The sequence below is a fragment of the Hamadaea sp. NPDC050747 genome (assembly GCF_040654195.1).
Taxonomy (GTDB): Bacteria; Actinomycetota; Actinomycetes; order Mycobacteriales; family Micromonosporaceae; genus Hamadaea.
Window position 1 is genome coordinate 594,926 of record NZ_JBFAHM010000003.1, and the last position, 15,600, is coordinate 610,525.

11 protein-coding genes are annotated in these 15,600 nt (G+C 70.6%); all 11 read left to right on the top strand.

Going from position 1 to position 15,600, the window contains the following annotated elements:
* Positions 1–152 precede the first annotated feature (152 nt).
* The 11 genes from deoC (at position 153) to AB0H43_RS09140 (ending at position 15,449) form a co-directional block, all read left to right on the top strand.
* Positions 153–1,100: a deoxyribose-phosphate aldolase gene (deoC, locus tag AB0H43_RS09090; protein WP_359998550.1), complete on the top strand. Its 948-nt coding sequence runs from the start codon at positions 153–155 to the stop codon at positions 1,098–1,100.
* A gap of 5 nt (positions 1,101–1,105) precedes the next feature.
* The gene (locus tag AB0H43_RS09095; RefSeq protein WP_359998552.1) at positions 1,106–2,542 is read left to right on the top strand and encodes an aldehyde dehydrogenase family protein; all 1,437 of its coding nucleotides are present in this window, start codon (positions 1,106–1,108) and stop codon (positions 2,540–2,542) included.
* Complete coding sequence (locus tag AB0H43_RS09100; protein ID WP_359998554.1) at positions 2,526–3,437, top strand: aldehyde dehydrogenase family protein; 912 nt, start codon at positions 2,526–2,528, stop codon at positions 3,435–3,437. The genes AB0H43_RS09095 and AB0H43_RS09100 overlap by 17 nt, the downstream gene beginning before the upstream one ends.
* Positions 3,438–3,517: 80 nt before the next feature.
* The gene (locus AB0H43_RS09105; RefSeq protein ID WP_359998556.1) at positions 3,518–4,741 is read left to right on the top strand and encodes a cytochrome ubiquinol oxidase subunit I; all 1,224 of its coding nucleotides are present in this window, start codon (positions 3,518–3,520) and stop codon (positions 4,739–4,741) included.
* Positions 4,742–4,752: 11 nt separating this feature from the next.
* Positions 4,753–5,433 carry a cytochrome d ubiquinol oxidase subunit II gene (locus AB0H43_RS09110; RefSeq protein ID WP_359998558.1) on the top strand — a complete coding sequence of 227 codons (681 nt, stop codon included), beginning with the start codon at positions 4,753–4,755 and terminating at the stop codon, positions 5,431–5,433.
* A 23-nt stretch (positions 5,434–5,456) separates the two neighbouring features.
* The gene (gene cydD / locus AB0H43_RS09115) at positions 5,457–7,199 is read left to right on the top strand and encodes a thiol reductant ABC exporter subunit CydD (RefSeq protein WP_359998560.1); all 1,743 of its coding nucleotides are present in this window, start codon (positions 5,457–5,459) and stop codon (positions 7,197–7,199) included.
* The gene (cydC, locus tag AB0H43_RS09120) at positions 7,196–8,857 is read left to right on the top strand and encodes a thiol reductant ABC exporter subunit CydC (protein WP_359998561.1); all 1,662 of its coding nucleotides are present in this window, start codon (positions 7,196–7,198) and stop codon (positions 8,855–8,857) included. The genes cydD and cydC overlap by 4 nt, the downstream gene beginning before the upstream one ends.
* A 127-nt stretch (positions 8,858–8,984) precedes the next feature.
* The gene (locus AB0H43_RS09125; RefSeq protein ID WP_359998563.1) at positions 8,985–10,685 is read left to right on the top strand and encodes an aminotransferase class V-fold PLP-dependent enzyme; all 1,701 of its coding nucleotides are present in this window, start codon (positions 8,985–8,987) and stop codon (positions 10,683–10,685) included.
* Positions 10,686–10,797: 112 nt separating this feature from the next.
* Complete coding sequence (locus AB0H43_RS09130) at positions 10,798–11,694, top strand: DNA primase (RefSeq protein ID WP_359998565.1); 897 nt, start codon at positions 10,798–10,800, stop codon at positions 11,692–11,694.
* Between the two features lie 58 nt (positions 11,695–11,752).
* Positions 11,753–14,128: a transposase gene (locus AB0H43_RS09135; RefSeq protein WP_359998567.1), complete on the top strand. Its 2,376-nt coding sequence runs from the start codon at positions 11,753–11,755 to the stop codon at positions 14,126–14,128.
* A gap of 160 nt (positions 14,129–14,288) precedes the next feature.
* Positions 14,289–15,449, top strand: a complete 1,161-nt coding sequence (locus tag AB0H43_RS09140; protein WP_359998569.1) for an ABC transporter substrate-binding protein — start codon at positions 14,289–14,291, stop codon at positions 15,447–15,449.
* Positions 15,450–15,600: the final 151 nt, after the last annotated feature.

The window sequence follows — 15,600 nt, forward strand, 5'->3', positions numbered from 1 at the left end:
TTTCGCGCCGATCATGAACTAACGGTCGATCATGGCGATAAGTTCATGATGCGCGGAAAGCCAGCCGGGGGCGGCGCGGCCGGGGACGAGGGGGCGAGGGCGCGGGGCGGAGCGGCGGCGGAGCTGAGGTGGGCGGAGATAGGCTTTCGGGCATGACAGTCACCGCACCTGCGCTCTCCGAGGTGACCGGGTCGAACGCCGCCCTGCGGGCGTTCCTGCACGGGCTGCCCGGCGTGGACAAGGTCGGGGCGGACGCCCGGGCCGCCGCGCTCGGCACCCGTTCGATCAAGACCTCGTCGAAGGTGTTCGCGATCGATCTCGCGATCAGCATGGTCGATCTGACGACGCTGGAGGGCGCGGACACCCCTGGAAAGGTCCGGGCGCTGGCGACGAAGGCGCTGCGTCCCGATCCGCTCGACCCGAGTTGCCCGTCGACTGCGGCGGTCTGTGTCTACCCGTCGATGGTTCCCGACGTCCGGGAGATCGTCGCGGGCTCGACCGTGAAGATCGCCAGCGTCGCCACCGCGTTCCCGTCGGGCCAGGCGTCGCTCAAGGTCAAGATCGACGACGTACGCGACGCGGTGGACGCGGGTGCGGACGAGATCGACATGGTGATCAACCGAGGGGCCTTCCTGGCCGGGCGCTATCTCGAGGTGTTCGACGAGATCGTGGCGGTCAAGGGCGCGTGCGGCGACGCCCGGCTCAAGGTGATCATGGAGACCGGTGAGCTGGTGACCTATGACAACGTCCGTCGGGCTTCGTGGCTGTCGATGCTGGCGGGGGCGGACTTCATCAAGACCTCGACCGGCAAGATCTCCCCGGCCGCGACGCCGCCGGTCACGCTGATCATGCTGGAAGCCGTGCGGGACTTCCTCGCGACCACCGGCCGCCAGGTCGGGGTGAAGCCGGCCGGCGGCATCCGGACGTCGAAGGACGCGATCAAGTACCTCGTGCTCGTGAACGAGACCGCCGGCGAGGCCTGGCTGGATCCGCACTGGTTCCGGTTCGGCGCGTCGTCGCTGCTCAACGACCTGTTGTTGCAGCGCAACAAGATGAAGACCGGGCATTACTCCGGTCCCGACTACGTCACTCTGGACTGAGCGCCATGGCTGTTTTCGAGTACGCGCCCGCGCCCGAGTCGCGCGCGATCGTCAACCTCAAGCCCTCCTACGGGCTGTTCATCGACGGTGAGTTCGTCGAGGGCACCGAGACCTTCAAGTCGATCTCCCCCGCTTCGGAGGAGGTGCTCGCCGAGGTCGCCGACGCGACGCCGGCCGACGTCGATCGGGCGGTCGCCGCCGCGCGGCGGGCGTACGAGAAGGTGTGGGGGCCGATGTCCGGGGCGGAACGGGCGAAGTACCTGTTCCGGATCGCCCGGTTGATCCAGGAGCGCAGCCGGGAGCTGGCCGTCCTGGAGTCGCTGGACAACGGCAAGCCGATCCGGGAGTCCCGGGACGTCGACGTGCCGCTGGTCGCCGCGCACTTCTTCTACTACGCGGGCTGGGCCGACAAGCTCGACCACGCGGGCTTTGGACGCGATCCGAAGCCGCACGGCGTCGCCGGGCAGATCATCCCGTGGAACTTCCCGCTGCTCATGCTCGCGTGGAAGATCGCGCCCGCGCTCGCTGCCGGGAACACCGTGGTGCTCAAGCCGGCCGAGACCACCCCGTTGACGGCGTTGCTGTTCGCCGAGATCTGCCAGCAGGCCGACCTGCCGCCGGGCGTGGTCAACATCGTCACCGGCGCGGGTGCGACCGGGGCGGCGCTGGTCAACCACCCGGACGTCGACAAGGTCGCGTTCACCGGGTCGACCGAGGTCGGCCGGATCATCGCCAAGGCGGTGGCCGGGACCCAGAAGAAGGTCACCCTGGAGCTGGGCGGCAAGGCCGCCAACATCGTCTTCGAGGACGCCGCGATCGACCAGGCGGTCGAAGGCATCGTCAACGGCATCTTCTTCAACCAGGGGCACGTCTGCTGCGCCGGTTCGCGACTGCTGGTCCAGGAGTCGGTGGCCGACGAGGTGCTGGAGTCGCTGAAGCGCCGGATGGCCACTTTGCGGCTGGGCGACCCACTCGACAAGAACACCGACATCGGCGCGATCAACTCGGCCGAGCAACTGGCCCGGATCAAGGAGCTGACCGCGGCCGGGTCGCAGGAGGGCGCAGAGGTGTGGTCGCCGCCGTGCGAGCTGCCCGCGCGCGGGTTCTGGTTCGCACCGACCCTGTTCACCGGTGTCTCGCAGGCCCACCGGATCGCCCGCGAGGAGATCTTCGGCCCGGTCCTGTCGGTGCTGACCTTCCGCACGCCGGCCGAGGCGATCGAGAAGGCCAACAACACGCCCTACGGGCTGTCGGCCGGGATCTGGACCGAGAAGGGCTCCCGCATCCTCGCCGTCGCCGATCAGCTCCGCGCCGGGGTGGTCTGGGCCAACACCTTCAACAAGTTCGACCCGACGTCGCCGTTCGGCGGCTACAAGGAGTCCGGTTACGGTCGCGAAGGCGGCCGGCACGGCCTGGAGGCGTACCTTGCCCACTCGAGATAGCGCCACTAAGGACAACACTCGGCTCGCGGTCTGGAAGACCTACAAGCTGTTCATCGGGGGCGCGTTCCCGCGCAGCGAGTCCGGCCGCAGCTACGTGGTCACCGACGCGAAGGGGCAGTTCGTGGCCAACGCCTCCCAGGCCTCCCGCAAGGACGCACGCGACGCCGTACTGGCCGCTCGGGGCGCTGTCGCGAAGTGGTCCGGCGCGACGGCGTACAACCGGGGTCAGATCTTGTATCGCGTGGCCGAGATGCTCGAGGGTCGCCGCGAGCAGTTCGTCGCGGAGCTGCGGACCTTCGGGCTGTCCGCGGCCGCGGCCACGCTCGAGGTGGACGCGGCGATCGACCGCTGGGTCTGGTACGCGGGCTGGAGCGACAAGGTCGCGCAGGTCGTGGGCGGGGCGAACCCGGTGGCTGGACCGTTCTTCAACATCTCCGCCCCCGAGCCGACGGGCGTCGTCGCGATCGTGGCCCCGCGCGAGCCCGCCTTGTTAGGGCTGGTCAGCGTCGTGGCGCCGGCGATCGTCACCGGCAACACGGTGGTGGTGATCGCGAGTGAGCCGCGCCCGACGCCGGCCGTCACGCTGGCCGAGGTGCTGGCCACATCGGACCTGCCGGGCGGCGTGGTGAACATTCTCACCGGATCGCCGGCCGAGATCGCGCCCTGGCTCGCGTCGCACTCCGACGTGAACGCGGTGGACCTGGCCGGGGTCGAGGACGCGGGGCTGGTCAAGGATCTCGAGGTCGCGGCGGCGGACACGCTCAAACGAGTGGTACGCCCGACCGCGGTCGACTGGACCGCCGACCCGGGTCTCAGCCGCATGACGCCGTTCCTGGAGACCAAGACGGTGTGGCACCCGAAGAGCTTCGAAGGCGCGAAGGGCACCGCCTACTAGCCACCTAGGGGATGTGATTTCGGGGACGGCTCGGGGAGATTCCCGATCCGTGGGAGAAGGCTGGTAAGTAGCTTGATCCCGTGACTGTCCTGGAGATCGCGCGGTTGCAGTTCGCGACCACCACCATCATCCATTTCCTCTTCGTCTTGGTGACGCTGGGGCTGGTGACGCTGTTGGTCGTCCTGCAGACGACTTGGGCGATCACGAAGAAGCCGATGTACGAGCGGCAAACCCGGTTCTGGGGCCGCCTCTACGTGATCAACTACTTCCTCGGGATCGCCACCGGCATCGTCCTCGAGCTGCAGTTCGGGACGAACTGGAGCGGCCTGTCGCATTACCTCGGCAACGTGTTCGGGGCGCCGCTCGCGATGGAGACGATCGTCGCGTTCTTCCTGGAGTCCACCTTCCTCGGGCTGTGGATCTTCGGTTGGGGACGGCTGAACCGCTGGGTGCATACCGCGCTGATCTGGCTGGTGGCGCTGACGGCGTACGCCAGCGTCTTCTGGATCATGGCGGCGAACTCGTTCCTCCAGCACCCGGTCGGCTACGAGAAGGGCGCCGACGGCGTCATCCGGCTGACCGACGTCGGCGCGCTGCTCTCGAACGGCTCGTTCGTGATGGCGCTTCCGCACGTCGTGTTCGCCGCGATCTCCGTCGGCGGGTTCCTGATGGCCGGCGTCAGCGCGTGGCACTTCATCCGGCGTACGCGGGAAGTGGAGTTCTTCCGCAAGTCGCTGCGGCTCGGCGTGGTGACCGCGGCGATCGGCGGATTCTTCGTGGTGGGCTTCGGCTATGCCCAGTTCGGCTTCGTCTCCGACCTGCAGCCGACCAAGTTCGGCGACGACACGGCGAAGGCGGCGGCCGTCGCCGACTTCACCGCCCGGTTCGGCCCCGGCGACTACCACCTGCCCACGTACGCCAGCGTCGGACTCGGCTTCATGATCCTCATCGGCAACCTGCTGCCCATGGTGCTGTTCTTCGTCCCGCTGTTCTTCCGGGACTGGATCATCCGCTGGCGATTCCCGCTCTATCTGCTCCTCCTGGCCATTCCGCTGCCGTTCCTGGCGGCCATCCTGGGCTGGCTGTTCCGCGAGGGCGGCCGCCAGCCGTTCGCGGCGTACGGTCTGCTGCCCTTGGAGGACGCGGTCACGCCGGGCGGCTCCCCCGGCGGAATGCTCACGGCGTACGCGGTCTTCACGACGATCCTCGTCGCGCTGGCGATCACCGACTGGGTGCTGATCGCCCGGGCCGCCAACCGTGGTCCGGTGGACCCCGCCCCCGACGCCCTGAACCCGCTGGCCTGAAGGAACCCGTCATGACTGTTCTGCTCGCACTGCTCTTCGGCGGCTACTTCATCCTGGGCGGACTCGACTACGGCGTCGCCCTGGTCTCGCGAGGCCGCGCTGATCTCGACCGAGTCGCCCCGGTCTTCCTCGGCAACGAGGTCTGGCTCGTGGGCGCGGTCGGCCTCCTCTTCGGGGCGTTCCCGATGAACGAGGGTGAGCTGCTGTCGCAGCAACGCGTACCGATCGGGGTGGCGCTGCTCGGCGTGGTCCTCGTGACCTCGGCCTACGGCCTGCGGCTGTTCCGGCGTACGCCCGGCGGGGTGGGCGTCCTGGACGCAGTGGCCCGCATCGGCGGCGCGCTGGCCCTGATCGGCTGGGGCGCGGTGCTCGGCGGCATCTGGCAGGGCGGCACGTTCCACGTCACGCTGCAGACCGGCGGATGCGCCCTCGGTCTGCTCGCCTTGGGCGGTCTGCACGGCTGGGCGTACCTCTCCCGCCGATGGGTGATCTTCGGTGGGACGAGCGCGGCCATCCTGGCGCTCACCGTCGCGGCGGGCAGTGCGGTGACGTGGCACCTCGCCGATTCGGCGACGCTGGACCTCGTCCGGCCGGCGGCGTACGCCCTGCTCCCGCTCGTGCTCCTGGCGCAGGCGGCGACCTGGTGGATGTTCCGTGCGCGACACTCACGCCAGGCTCCCGTGGTGAGCTGAGCCGGATCTGCTTCACTGCCAGCATGCGGCCTTTCGATCCTCGGCTGCTCCGGGCGGCGCCGGCCGCCCGGGGCGACGCGGCGTTGCTCGTCGCGGCCGGCGTCGGCGTGGCACTGGCCGCCGTCGGGTCGGCGTACTTCCTGGCGCGGACGCTTGCCGCGGCCGCGGACGGCCGGCTGGACGCGGCCGCCCTGGCCGCCTTCGTGGTCGCGCTCGGCCTGCGAGCACTGCTCGCCGCGGCGAGCGGCCTGGCCGCGGCCCGCATGTCCGCGACGGTCAAGGCCCAGTTGCGCGACGACCTGCTGAAAGCGGTCGGCGACCGGGGACCGGGCTGGCTCACCGGGCAGCGCGCGGGCGAACTGGCGACCCTCACCGGACGGGGGCTCGACGCCCTCGACGGCTACTTCACCGGCTACCTGCCGCAGCTGATCCTCGGCGTCACCGTGCCGGCGGCCGTCCTGATCACGCTGGCGCTCAGCGATCTGACCAGCGCGATCATCGTGCTCGTCACGCTGCCGCTGCTGCCCATCTTCGGCATCCTCATCGGCTGGCAGACCCAGGCCGCCACCGAGAAGCAGTGGCGGCGGCTGCAGCTGCTCGGTGGGCACTTCCTCGACATGGTGGCCGGCCTGCCGACGCTGCGGGCCTTCGGCCGCGCCCAGGCCCAGGTCACCGCGGTACGCAAAATGGCCGACCAGCACCGCGTCGCCACGATGCAGACGCTGCGGGTCGCCTTCCTCTCGGCACTGGTGCTGGAACTCGTCGGCACCATCTCGGTCGCGCTCGTCGCCGTGCCGGTCGGGCTTCGGCTGCTCAGCGGCGGCCTCACCCTCTCGACCGCGCTGCTCGTGCTGCTGCTCACGCCGGAGGCGTACGCCCCGCTGCGAGCGGCGGGCAGCCGGTTCCACGCCAGCATGGAAGGGCTGACCGCGCTCGACCAGGCCTTCACCCTGACCGCCGCCGACCACCCCGCCGCTGATCAGCTCGCTGCCGTTGATCAGCACCAGATCACGGATCACGGTCGAATCTTGGTGCAAGATTCGACCGAGAACCCTGATCCAGCGCTAAGTGGGGCGGAGGCGGCCGGTGTGGGGATGGCCGGTGCGGGGGTGGTCGCGCGGATCGACCGGGTGACGGTGGAGTACGAGCGCGGACCGGCACTCAAGGACGCCGTCCTGGAGGTACGCCGCGGCGACCGGATCGCGCTCGTCGGGCCGAGCGGCGGCGGCAAGAGCACCCTCGTCGGGCTCCTCCTCGGCTTCGTCACGCCGACGACCGGAACCGTCTTCCGCGCCGAAGCCGACCTCGACGCGTGGCGGCGCCGAATCGCCTGGGTTCCGCAGAAGGCTCATCTCTTCGCAGCCACCCTCGCCGAGAACATCGCTCTCGGAGCACCGGAGGCGACTCGGGCCGAGATCGAGGCCGCCGCTCGGGCTGCGTACCTCGACGAGGTCGTCGCCAGCCTCCCGGCCGGTCTCGACACCCCGCTCGGCGAGCGCGGTCACGGCCTTTCCAGCGGCGAACGCCAGCGACTCGCACTGGCCCGCGCCTTTCTGCGTATCCAGGCTGAATTGATCTTGTTGGACGAGCCCACCTCGCGGCTGGACGCGAAGAGCGAGCAGGCGGTGATCGAAGCGACCGAGCGCCTGATCGCGGACCGGACCGCGGTGTTCGTGGCGCATCGGCCCGCGATGCTGCGGCTGGCCACGCGGGTGGTCCGAGTCGAGGACGGCCGCCTCACGGAGCACGCGGGGGTGTCGGCATGAGGTGGGATCTGGTGCGGCCGATGATGTGGCGGCTCGGCGGCGCGGGGTTGCTCGCGACGATCACCGAGCTGTCCGGCCTCGGGCTCATGGCCACCGCGACGTGGCTGCTCATGACGGCGGCCGGCCAGCCGCCGATCACCGCCCTCACCGTCGCCATCGTCACGGTCCGCGCGTTGGCGATCTCCCGGGGAGCCTTCCGGTACGCCGAACGCCTGGCCGGGCACGACGCCGTGCTTCGGATCGTCACCGAGGTACGCGCGCGGGTGTTCGCCTCGCTCGCCCGGCATCCCGGACTGGTGGCCCGTCGCGGTGACGCGCTGTCCCGCATGGTCTCCGATGTGGACGCTGTTCAGGACCTGGTCGTACGCGTGGCGCTCCCAGCCTTCGCGGCGGCGCTGGCCGGTGTGGTGGCGGTGGTGGCCGCGCTCGCCGTCGAACCGCTCGCCGGACTGGTGTTGGCCGTCGGCCTCCTGATCTGCGGCTTGCTTCTCCCGGCGCTGGCCGCCCGGATGACGTCCGCGGCCGGCGCCGAACTCGCACCCCTGCGGGCGTCGTACGCCGTCGCCACGATCGACCTCGTCCACGGCGCCGCCGACCTGGCCGCGTATGGGGCGCGTACCTCGTTCGAGCAGGCCGCCGCCGCGACCGCTGCCGACCTGGCGACGGTGGAGAAAAGGCTGGCGCGCCAGGCGTTGGGCGTGGACCTCCTCGGCTCCCTGGTGATCGCCGCGACCGCCGCCGGAGTCGTGCTCGCCGCGCTCGCCCGGGACGTCCCCGGCGTATGGATCGGCGTCCTCGCGGTCGGCACGCTCGCCGCGGGCGAGATCGCGCTGTCACTGGTCGCCGCGGCTCGCAAGCGCGCCGAGATCTCGGGGGCGTTGGCTCGGCTGCGGCCGCTGCTCGCCCCTCCTCCCGCCGCTCACTCCGCTTCCGGTGATTTGCGCTGGATCAGGGATCCGGGTCGAATCTTGGACCAAGATTCGACCGAGATCCCTGATCCAGCGCGAACGCAGGAGGCGGCGGGGTCGGAGCCTCGTGAACTTCGGCTCGACGACGTCACCGTGCGCTACCGCGAGGGCGGCGTACCGGCGTTGGCGGGGTTCTCGCTGACCCTGCCGCCGGGGTCGAAGACCGCCCTCGTCGGGCCGAGCGGCGCGGGAAAGTCCACAGTGCTCGGTCTCCTCTCCGGCGCGATCCAGCCCAGCGACGGCGTGGTGCGGTACGACGGCCGACCGCTGCCGGATGAGGCGTACGACTTGGTGGGCGGTTTGTTCGCGGACGCCGCCGTGTTCCACGCGAGCGTGCTGGACAACGTGACGCTGGGCCGTCCGTCCACCCTGGAGGAACGGACCGCCGCCGCCGAGGCCGCGGGTTTGCTCGACTGGATCGAGGCGCAGCCGGACGGCTGGGACACCCTCGTCGGCGAGGAGGGCGCCGCAATGTCCGGCGGGCAGCGGCAGCGGCTGACGCTGGCGCGAGCGCTGCTCCACGCGCCGCCGGTCCTGCTGCTCGACGAGCCGACCGAGGGCCTGGACCCGCAGCATGCCGACGAGGTCCTGCGACGGGTGCTGGCGTACGCCGCCAGCAGGACGGTTGTCCTCGTTACCCACCGATCCGCCGAAACGAGCGCTTTCGACACGGTCGTGCAGCTCGCGTGATCCTTGCGTCAGCCAAGTGGTTTCAGCCCGCGATTTGTCCGCTGAAACAGCATGGCTGGCGCAACGATCATCAATAGAGGTCCGAGGGACCGATGCGCGCAGTGACCCGGCGGTCACATACTGAGGCATGGACAGCCCGCTCCTGACGCGGATACGCGACTCCGTGATCGGCGACGACCAGGTCATGTGGGGTCCTTACGGCCCTCGCCGGGTCACGTACGCCGACTACACCGCGTCGGGCCGTGCGCTGAGCTTTCTCGAGGACTTCGTCCGGGACGAGGTGCTGCCCCGGTACGCGAATACGCATACCGAGTCCTCCGGCACCGGACGGCAGACGACTCACCTGCGGGAGGACGCGCGGCGGATCATTCACGACGCGGTCGGCGGGGACGAGAACACCGTCGTGATCTTCGCCGGGTCCGGGTCGACCGGCGCCATCGACAAGATGGTCGGCATCCTCGGCATCCGGCTGCCGGCCGAACTTGACGATCGCTACCAGCTCCGCGATCAGATACCGGCGGCCGAGCGTCCGGTGGTGTTCATCGGCCCGTTCGAGCATCACTCCAACGAACTGCCGTGGCGGGAGTCCGTCGCCGACGTCGTCGTCATTCCGGAGGACCACGACGGCCACATCGACGTCGAGGCGCTGGAACGCGAACTCGTCCGGTACGCCGACCGCCCCCTCAAGATCGGTTCGTTCTCGGCGGCGTCCAACGTCACCGGCATCGTGAGCGACACCCATGGCATCTCGGACCTGCTGCATCGGCACGGCGCGCTGTCGTTCTGGGACTTCGCGGCGGCGGCGCCCTATGTCGAGATCGAGATGTCCGGGCGATGTACCCGCTATCCGTTGGCGTACAAGGACGCGATCTTCTTGTCGCCACATAAGTTCGTCGGCGGGCCCGGCAGTTCGGGCGTCCTCGTCGTGCGGCGCGAGCTGCTGCGCAATCGCGTACCGACGGTTCCCGGCGGTGGCACGGTGGACTACGTCAACGCCGTCGAACACCACTACCTCGCCGACCCCGCGCACCGCGAGGAGGGCGGCACCCCGGCCATCGTCGGCGACATCCGCGCCGGGCTGGTCTTCCAGCTCAAGGAGGCGGTCGGGGCCGGGGTCATCCGGGCCCAGGAGGAGGACTTCCTGCGCCGGGCCATCGCGTCCTGGCGCCTCGACCCCCATCTCGACGTGCTCGGCAATCTCGAGGCCGAGCGCCTCTCGATCGTCTCCTTCGTGGTACGCGCACCGACCCGCCGCTATCTGCACCACAACTACGTGGTGGCCCTCCTCAGCGACCTGTTCGGCATCCAGTCCCGCGGCGGCTGCTCGTGCGCGGGACCGTACGGCCACCGGCTGCTCGGCATCGACCTCGACCGGTCGCACCGATTCGAGCAGGAGATCCTCGCCGGCTGTGAGGGCATCAAGCCGGGCTGGGTCCGGGTCAGCTTCAACTACTTCATCTCGGAGGCGGTCTACCAGTACATCGTCGAGGCGGTGCACCTCGTGGCGGCGTACGGCTGGCGGCTGCTGCCCGACTACCGGTTCGACGCGCGTACGGGGTTGTGGCGGCACTCCGACGGCATCGTCGAGCCGCCGCTGCGGCTGGACCGGCTGCGCTACGACGCGACCGGGCGGCTGCGGCATCCGACCCAGCACGAGCGAGCTCCCGAGAGCGCGCTGCCCGACTATCTCGCGTACGCCCGCGACGTCTTCGACAAGCACGCCGACCGGGCGTACGCCGACGGCACGGCCGGGGCCGGGGTCTCCCCCCGTTTCGAGGAGCTGCGCTGGTTCGAGCTGCCCGACGAATGCCTGCTCACGTCACGGTGACCCGACCCGGCGTACGCCCTGTGGACAAGTCACCGATCCGGGCGCACGGACCGTGCGCCCAACGACTAGGGTTGTGCGTTGAGTCACCGACAGGACAGTCCAGGAGGCCGCTGTGGCGGAGGAACCCACCGAGTTCTGGGGCGAATTGGCCATCGACCCGGTCGAAATCGCCTTGCCGCGCGGAAGCGGTTTCACGCTGCGGGCCTATCGATCGTCGACGTCGTTCGCCCCGACAGACGTCTCCGAGCGGCCGGAGGACGACGACCCGTTCGCGCGGAAGCCGGACGCCGTGCTCGAGGACGACGAGGAAGAGCTGCCCGACTTCGACGAGGAGGAGCTGACCCGGCAGGCGCTGGGCCAGGCCGACGACGAGGACGGCAAGTCGCGGAAGTCCGGCAAGGCCTCCGACACCAGCGTCGACCTCGAGCCGATCGACGACGAGGAGTCCGCCGAATCCTCCGACGACGAGGATGAGGACGAGGACGACGCGGCTGAGGAGGACGAGGCCGCGGAGGAGGACGTCGAAGAGGTCCCCCTGTTCCTCACGCACAAGGGCAAGCTGCTGCTGTTCAAGAGCGCCGAAGGCCTGGTGGAGTTCGTGAAGTCGGGCGCGGCCAACGACATGTCCCAGTTGCCCGAGTGGGCGCGCCTGGCCGACGAGATCGACGTCGACCAGGTCGAACCGGCCGACGACGACACCTACGAACTCGACCTGGTCGTGGAGAACCTGCGCGGCGGCCACGACGCGTGGGACCCGAACCTCATCCTCAGCGCCGGCGAGGTCGCCCGGGACCTCGCGTACTCGCTGCGCCTCAACGACGTGCTGGGCATGCTGTCCCCCGGTTCACCGCTGGACGACCTCGACGAGGCGCTCCGGTCGGCCAACTCGGGCGGCGTCGGCGGGTTCCTCGCCAAGCGGCGGGTCCGCAAAATCGGGGCACAACAGGCAAGTCTCGGCTGGCGTACGGTGATCGGCAAGATCTCCGGCATCGTGGACTGGCGCGACTGACAGTTCCAAGGCAGCATCAAACCTTGGCACACGACAGTCCCGGGAGGAGGACAACGCCGTGGCGCTCGTTCGGGTGTATTGCGGTTTGGCTTCGGCCGACACAGGCGTGGCCGGCGAAGAGGGCTGGCTGACCGCTGCCGTCGTCGACGATTCAGGCCGGTTGCTGGAGGTCTGCGAGATCGGCGACGACGCGAACGGGTATGCGACGCTCAGCAGCCTGCTCGCCGAGCGCTCCAGCGCTCCGTCGGGAGTGGCGGTCGCCGCCGACAGCGACGACCACCTTGTGACCATGCTGCTGACGACGGCGGGCCGGCCGTTGTCGGTCGTCGACGACGACGCGGCCGACGACTACGCCGAGCGGTTCGCCGACGACGAGTCCCAGGAGGAGATCGAGTCGGAGCCGGCCGAGCGCCGGGCCGTCGGTCTCGCCCGGGCGCTGCAGGCTGGTGCGCTGTCGGCCCAGGCCGGTCCGGCCCCTCGGGACCTGGCGGGGCTCAAGCCGGTCCTCTCGGCCCATTCGGCGTTGACCCACGGCCGCCACGGTGCGGCCGGCGCCCTGCGTGAGGTGCTTCGCGAGCTGTATCCAGCGGCGCTCCGGGCGTACCCGGACCCGGCGGAGCCGGTGGCGCTGACCATTCTGGACCTCCTCCCCGAACCTGGTCTGCTCGCCGCCCCGGCCACCGGCCGCAATCGCGACACCGCGCTGGCCGTCGACTCGGTGGCCGCTCAGGTCGCCGCGTCCGGCGTCACCGACCACGCCAGCGCGCTGGAGGCGGTGACCGCGTTGCGCGTCGCGATCGCGGAGACGCCCCGCCGTGGCGGTGTCACCAAGCATCTGACCAGCGCCATCGCGGAGACCGTCCGGCAGGCCGTGGCCGCCGTCCGGGCCTGCGACGCCGCCTGCGCCGCGCTGATCGACTCCGTGGCGGCCCGGGTCGCGACCCCGGCTCCGGCCAAGGGCCGTCGTGTCACGACGCCCATCACGCCGCTGCGTGCGGTACGCGAAGCACCCGAACCCCCGGTCACCCGGCTTCCGGCCGCTCGCCGTAACCGGGCGCCGCTCGCCCCGGTCTCGGCCAGCCCGACGTCGTCGGTGCCCGTTTCGGCTAGTCCCGTCCCGGTCCCCGTGTCACCGGCCGCCCCGCTGCCCCCGGGCTTCGAGCCGACCCCGGCCGTGGGCGTACCGATGGTGCAGCCGACCGCCGCCCAGCCCGCGGTCCAACAGCCCGCAGTCCAGCAGCCGGTCGTTCAGCAACCCCCGGTCCAGCAGCCGGTCGTTCAGCAGCCGGCGGCACAGCCGATGGCCGCGCAGCCGGTCCTCCAACCGCAACCCGTCGCTCAGCCGCAGCCGGTCCTCCAACCGCAGCCGGTCGCTCAGCCGCAGCCGGTCGCCGTCGCGCAGACCGCGCCGCCGCAGCCCGTGTCGGCCCAGCCGGTGCTGACGCCACAGCCGGTGGCCCAGCCGATGGCGCAGCCCAACCCGGTTCCGGCGCAGCGCGTATCGGTCGAGGCCGAGCCGATGCCGTCCCGGGTTACTCCGGCTGAGACCGGTGCGCCGTTCGTGCCGAAACTCAGCCAGGCCGCGATCAACAGTGCTCGGGCCGAACGGCTCGCCGCACCGGTGGCCGAACCCGGCCCGTCCGCACTGGACGAGCAGGGCGCCGGGGCGGCCGCCGCGGAGATCGTGTTCCCGCTGAGCCGCCCGAGCGCACCGGTCAACGGTGGCGAGGTGCCGGGCGCCCGGTCGAGCTGGCCGCTGCTCGGCGAGCGGGAGGAGCCCGAGGCATACGCCCCGGAGCCGGAGTCCCGCGACTTCGGGACCGGCGGCTACGACAAGGTCACGCCGCCGTGGCTGGCCGACGACCTGAAGCTGCCCGAGCCGCCCGCGCTGCGCCTGGTCGACGCCAGCGCGCTCGACGAGCCGCTCCCGGGCCGGTCGCGGCGCAGCAGCAGCCCTGACCCGTTGGACGCCAACGTCTCGGTCCCCGATGACGCCGACGGCGACCTGCTGATCTTCTCGACCGTCCGGTCCGCCTGGTTCACCGGGCAGGCCGACGAGGCCGTCGAGGAAGAGCCCACCTGGAACTCCGAGATGGATCTCGGCTGGCGGGCGGCGGAGCACGCCTCGCACCCGGACATCGCCGAGCAGACCCGGGCCGGGCTGCCGAAGCGCGTACCGCAGGCCAACCTGGTGCCGGGCTCACCGATCGCGGCTCCCGAGCGCCCGCTGCGCATCGTCCGCGACCCGCAGCGGCTCGCTCAGCACACCTCGGGCTACTTCCGGGGATGGCGTCGGGGCCAGGAGGTCAACGGCTACGCCGTCGGCGGCCGTCCCGGCCGGGAATCGGCTGGTGGCTGGGACTTCAGCCGCGACAACGACGACCGTGGCGACCGCGACGACTACGGCTACCGGACGGCGGGCTACGGCAGGTAGCATTCGAACCTCTTCGGGCAGCCCCAGCCGTGAAGTAAGTTACACGGCTGGGGCTTGACCTTACATGTGGCGAGGCGAGAGCATACGCCAGCAGCAGTATCAGGTTCGGAGGCGGTTCATGAGTGTCACCCGGCGCGGATTCCTTTCCTTGGGAGCCGCGGTGGCAGCGGGGTCGACGCTCACCGGGTGCGGCGTCCTCAACGGTTCGTCGGCGACTGCCACCGAGAACAAGGTGATGAGTCCCGACCCGATCCGGGTCGGCGCGACGCTGGAACTCTCGGGCAGCGGCACGGTCTCCGGCCGGCTGCAGGAGCGCGCCATCGCCATCGCACTGGCCGAGCTGAACGTCGACGGCGTACGCGTCGGCGACAGCTATCGCAAGCTCGAGGTCGTCGTCCGCGACAACCAGAGCAACGGCGCGACGGCGACCGACATCGCCGAGGAGTTCGCGGGGATGGGCGTAGCCGCCATCATCGGCGGGCTGAGCGCCGAGGCCGCGTTCGCCACGCTCAAGGTGGCCGAGGCGAAACACGTGCCGTACTTGTCGTTCTGCGCCGCCGATGCCATCTCCATTCCGCTGAGCACGCGGAAGTTCACCTACAAGCTGGCGCCGAACGCCTCGGACGTCGCGACGCGGCTCGCCCGGCGTATCCGGGCCGCCGGCCAGAAGAACGTCGTCATCCTGTCGACCGACGACACCCTGGGCGCTGACGGCGTACGCGCGACGAAGGCCGCCCTGGCGGCGGCTGGGCGCAAGTTGGTGGACACCGTCGAGCTGGCCGCCTCGGGTAAGGACTTCGCCGGCGCCGCCGCGCGGGCGGTTGAGGAGAAGCCGGACGCCGTCGTCGTCTGGACGTCTCCCTCCAACGCCGTACGCGCCGTGCAGGCCCTCAAGGACACCGACGAGAACCCGGCGGTCTACCTGCCGCCGACGGCGATCGACGACGACACCCTGAAGGAGGACAACGCCTCCGTCATGGAGGGTGTCTTCGTCCTCTACTCGCCGGTGCTGGCCGGGGCGCCGTTCATCGTGAACACCGCCAGCGGCCGGGAGATCCGGCTGTTCGTCAACCGCTACAACCAGGAGTACGGCTCGTTCAGCGGCTGCATGCCGTACGCCGCCGACGCGCTGGCCTTGGTGGCCGCGGCCGCCCGGCGAGTCTCCACGGTCGAGGGGCGGCGGCTGCGGGGCGCGCTGGAGTCCACGCCCTATGACGGCGTCGCCGGGGCGTACGGCTTCAGCCCCATCGACCACGGCGGTATGGCCCCCGAGGTCCTCGCCCTCTTCCGGGCCAAGGGCAGCGCCTGGCAGCGGCTCTGACGCCCGCTCAGCCCGCACCGCATCGTCCCCGCTGGATCAGGGTTCTCGGTCGAATCTTGGGCCAAGTATGGTCGCCGCACCCGGATCCGGGCGCCAAAATGGCCCCCGCCCCCACAGGCCCGCCCCCAAAAGGGGCGGGCCCCCCACCGCG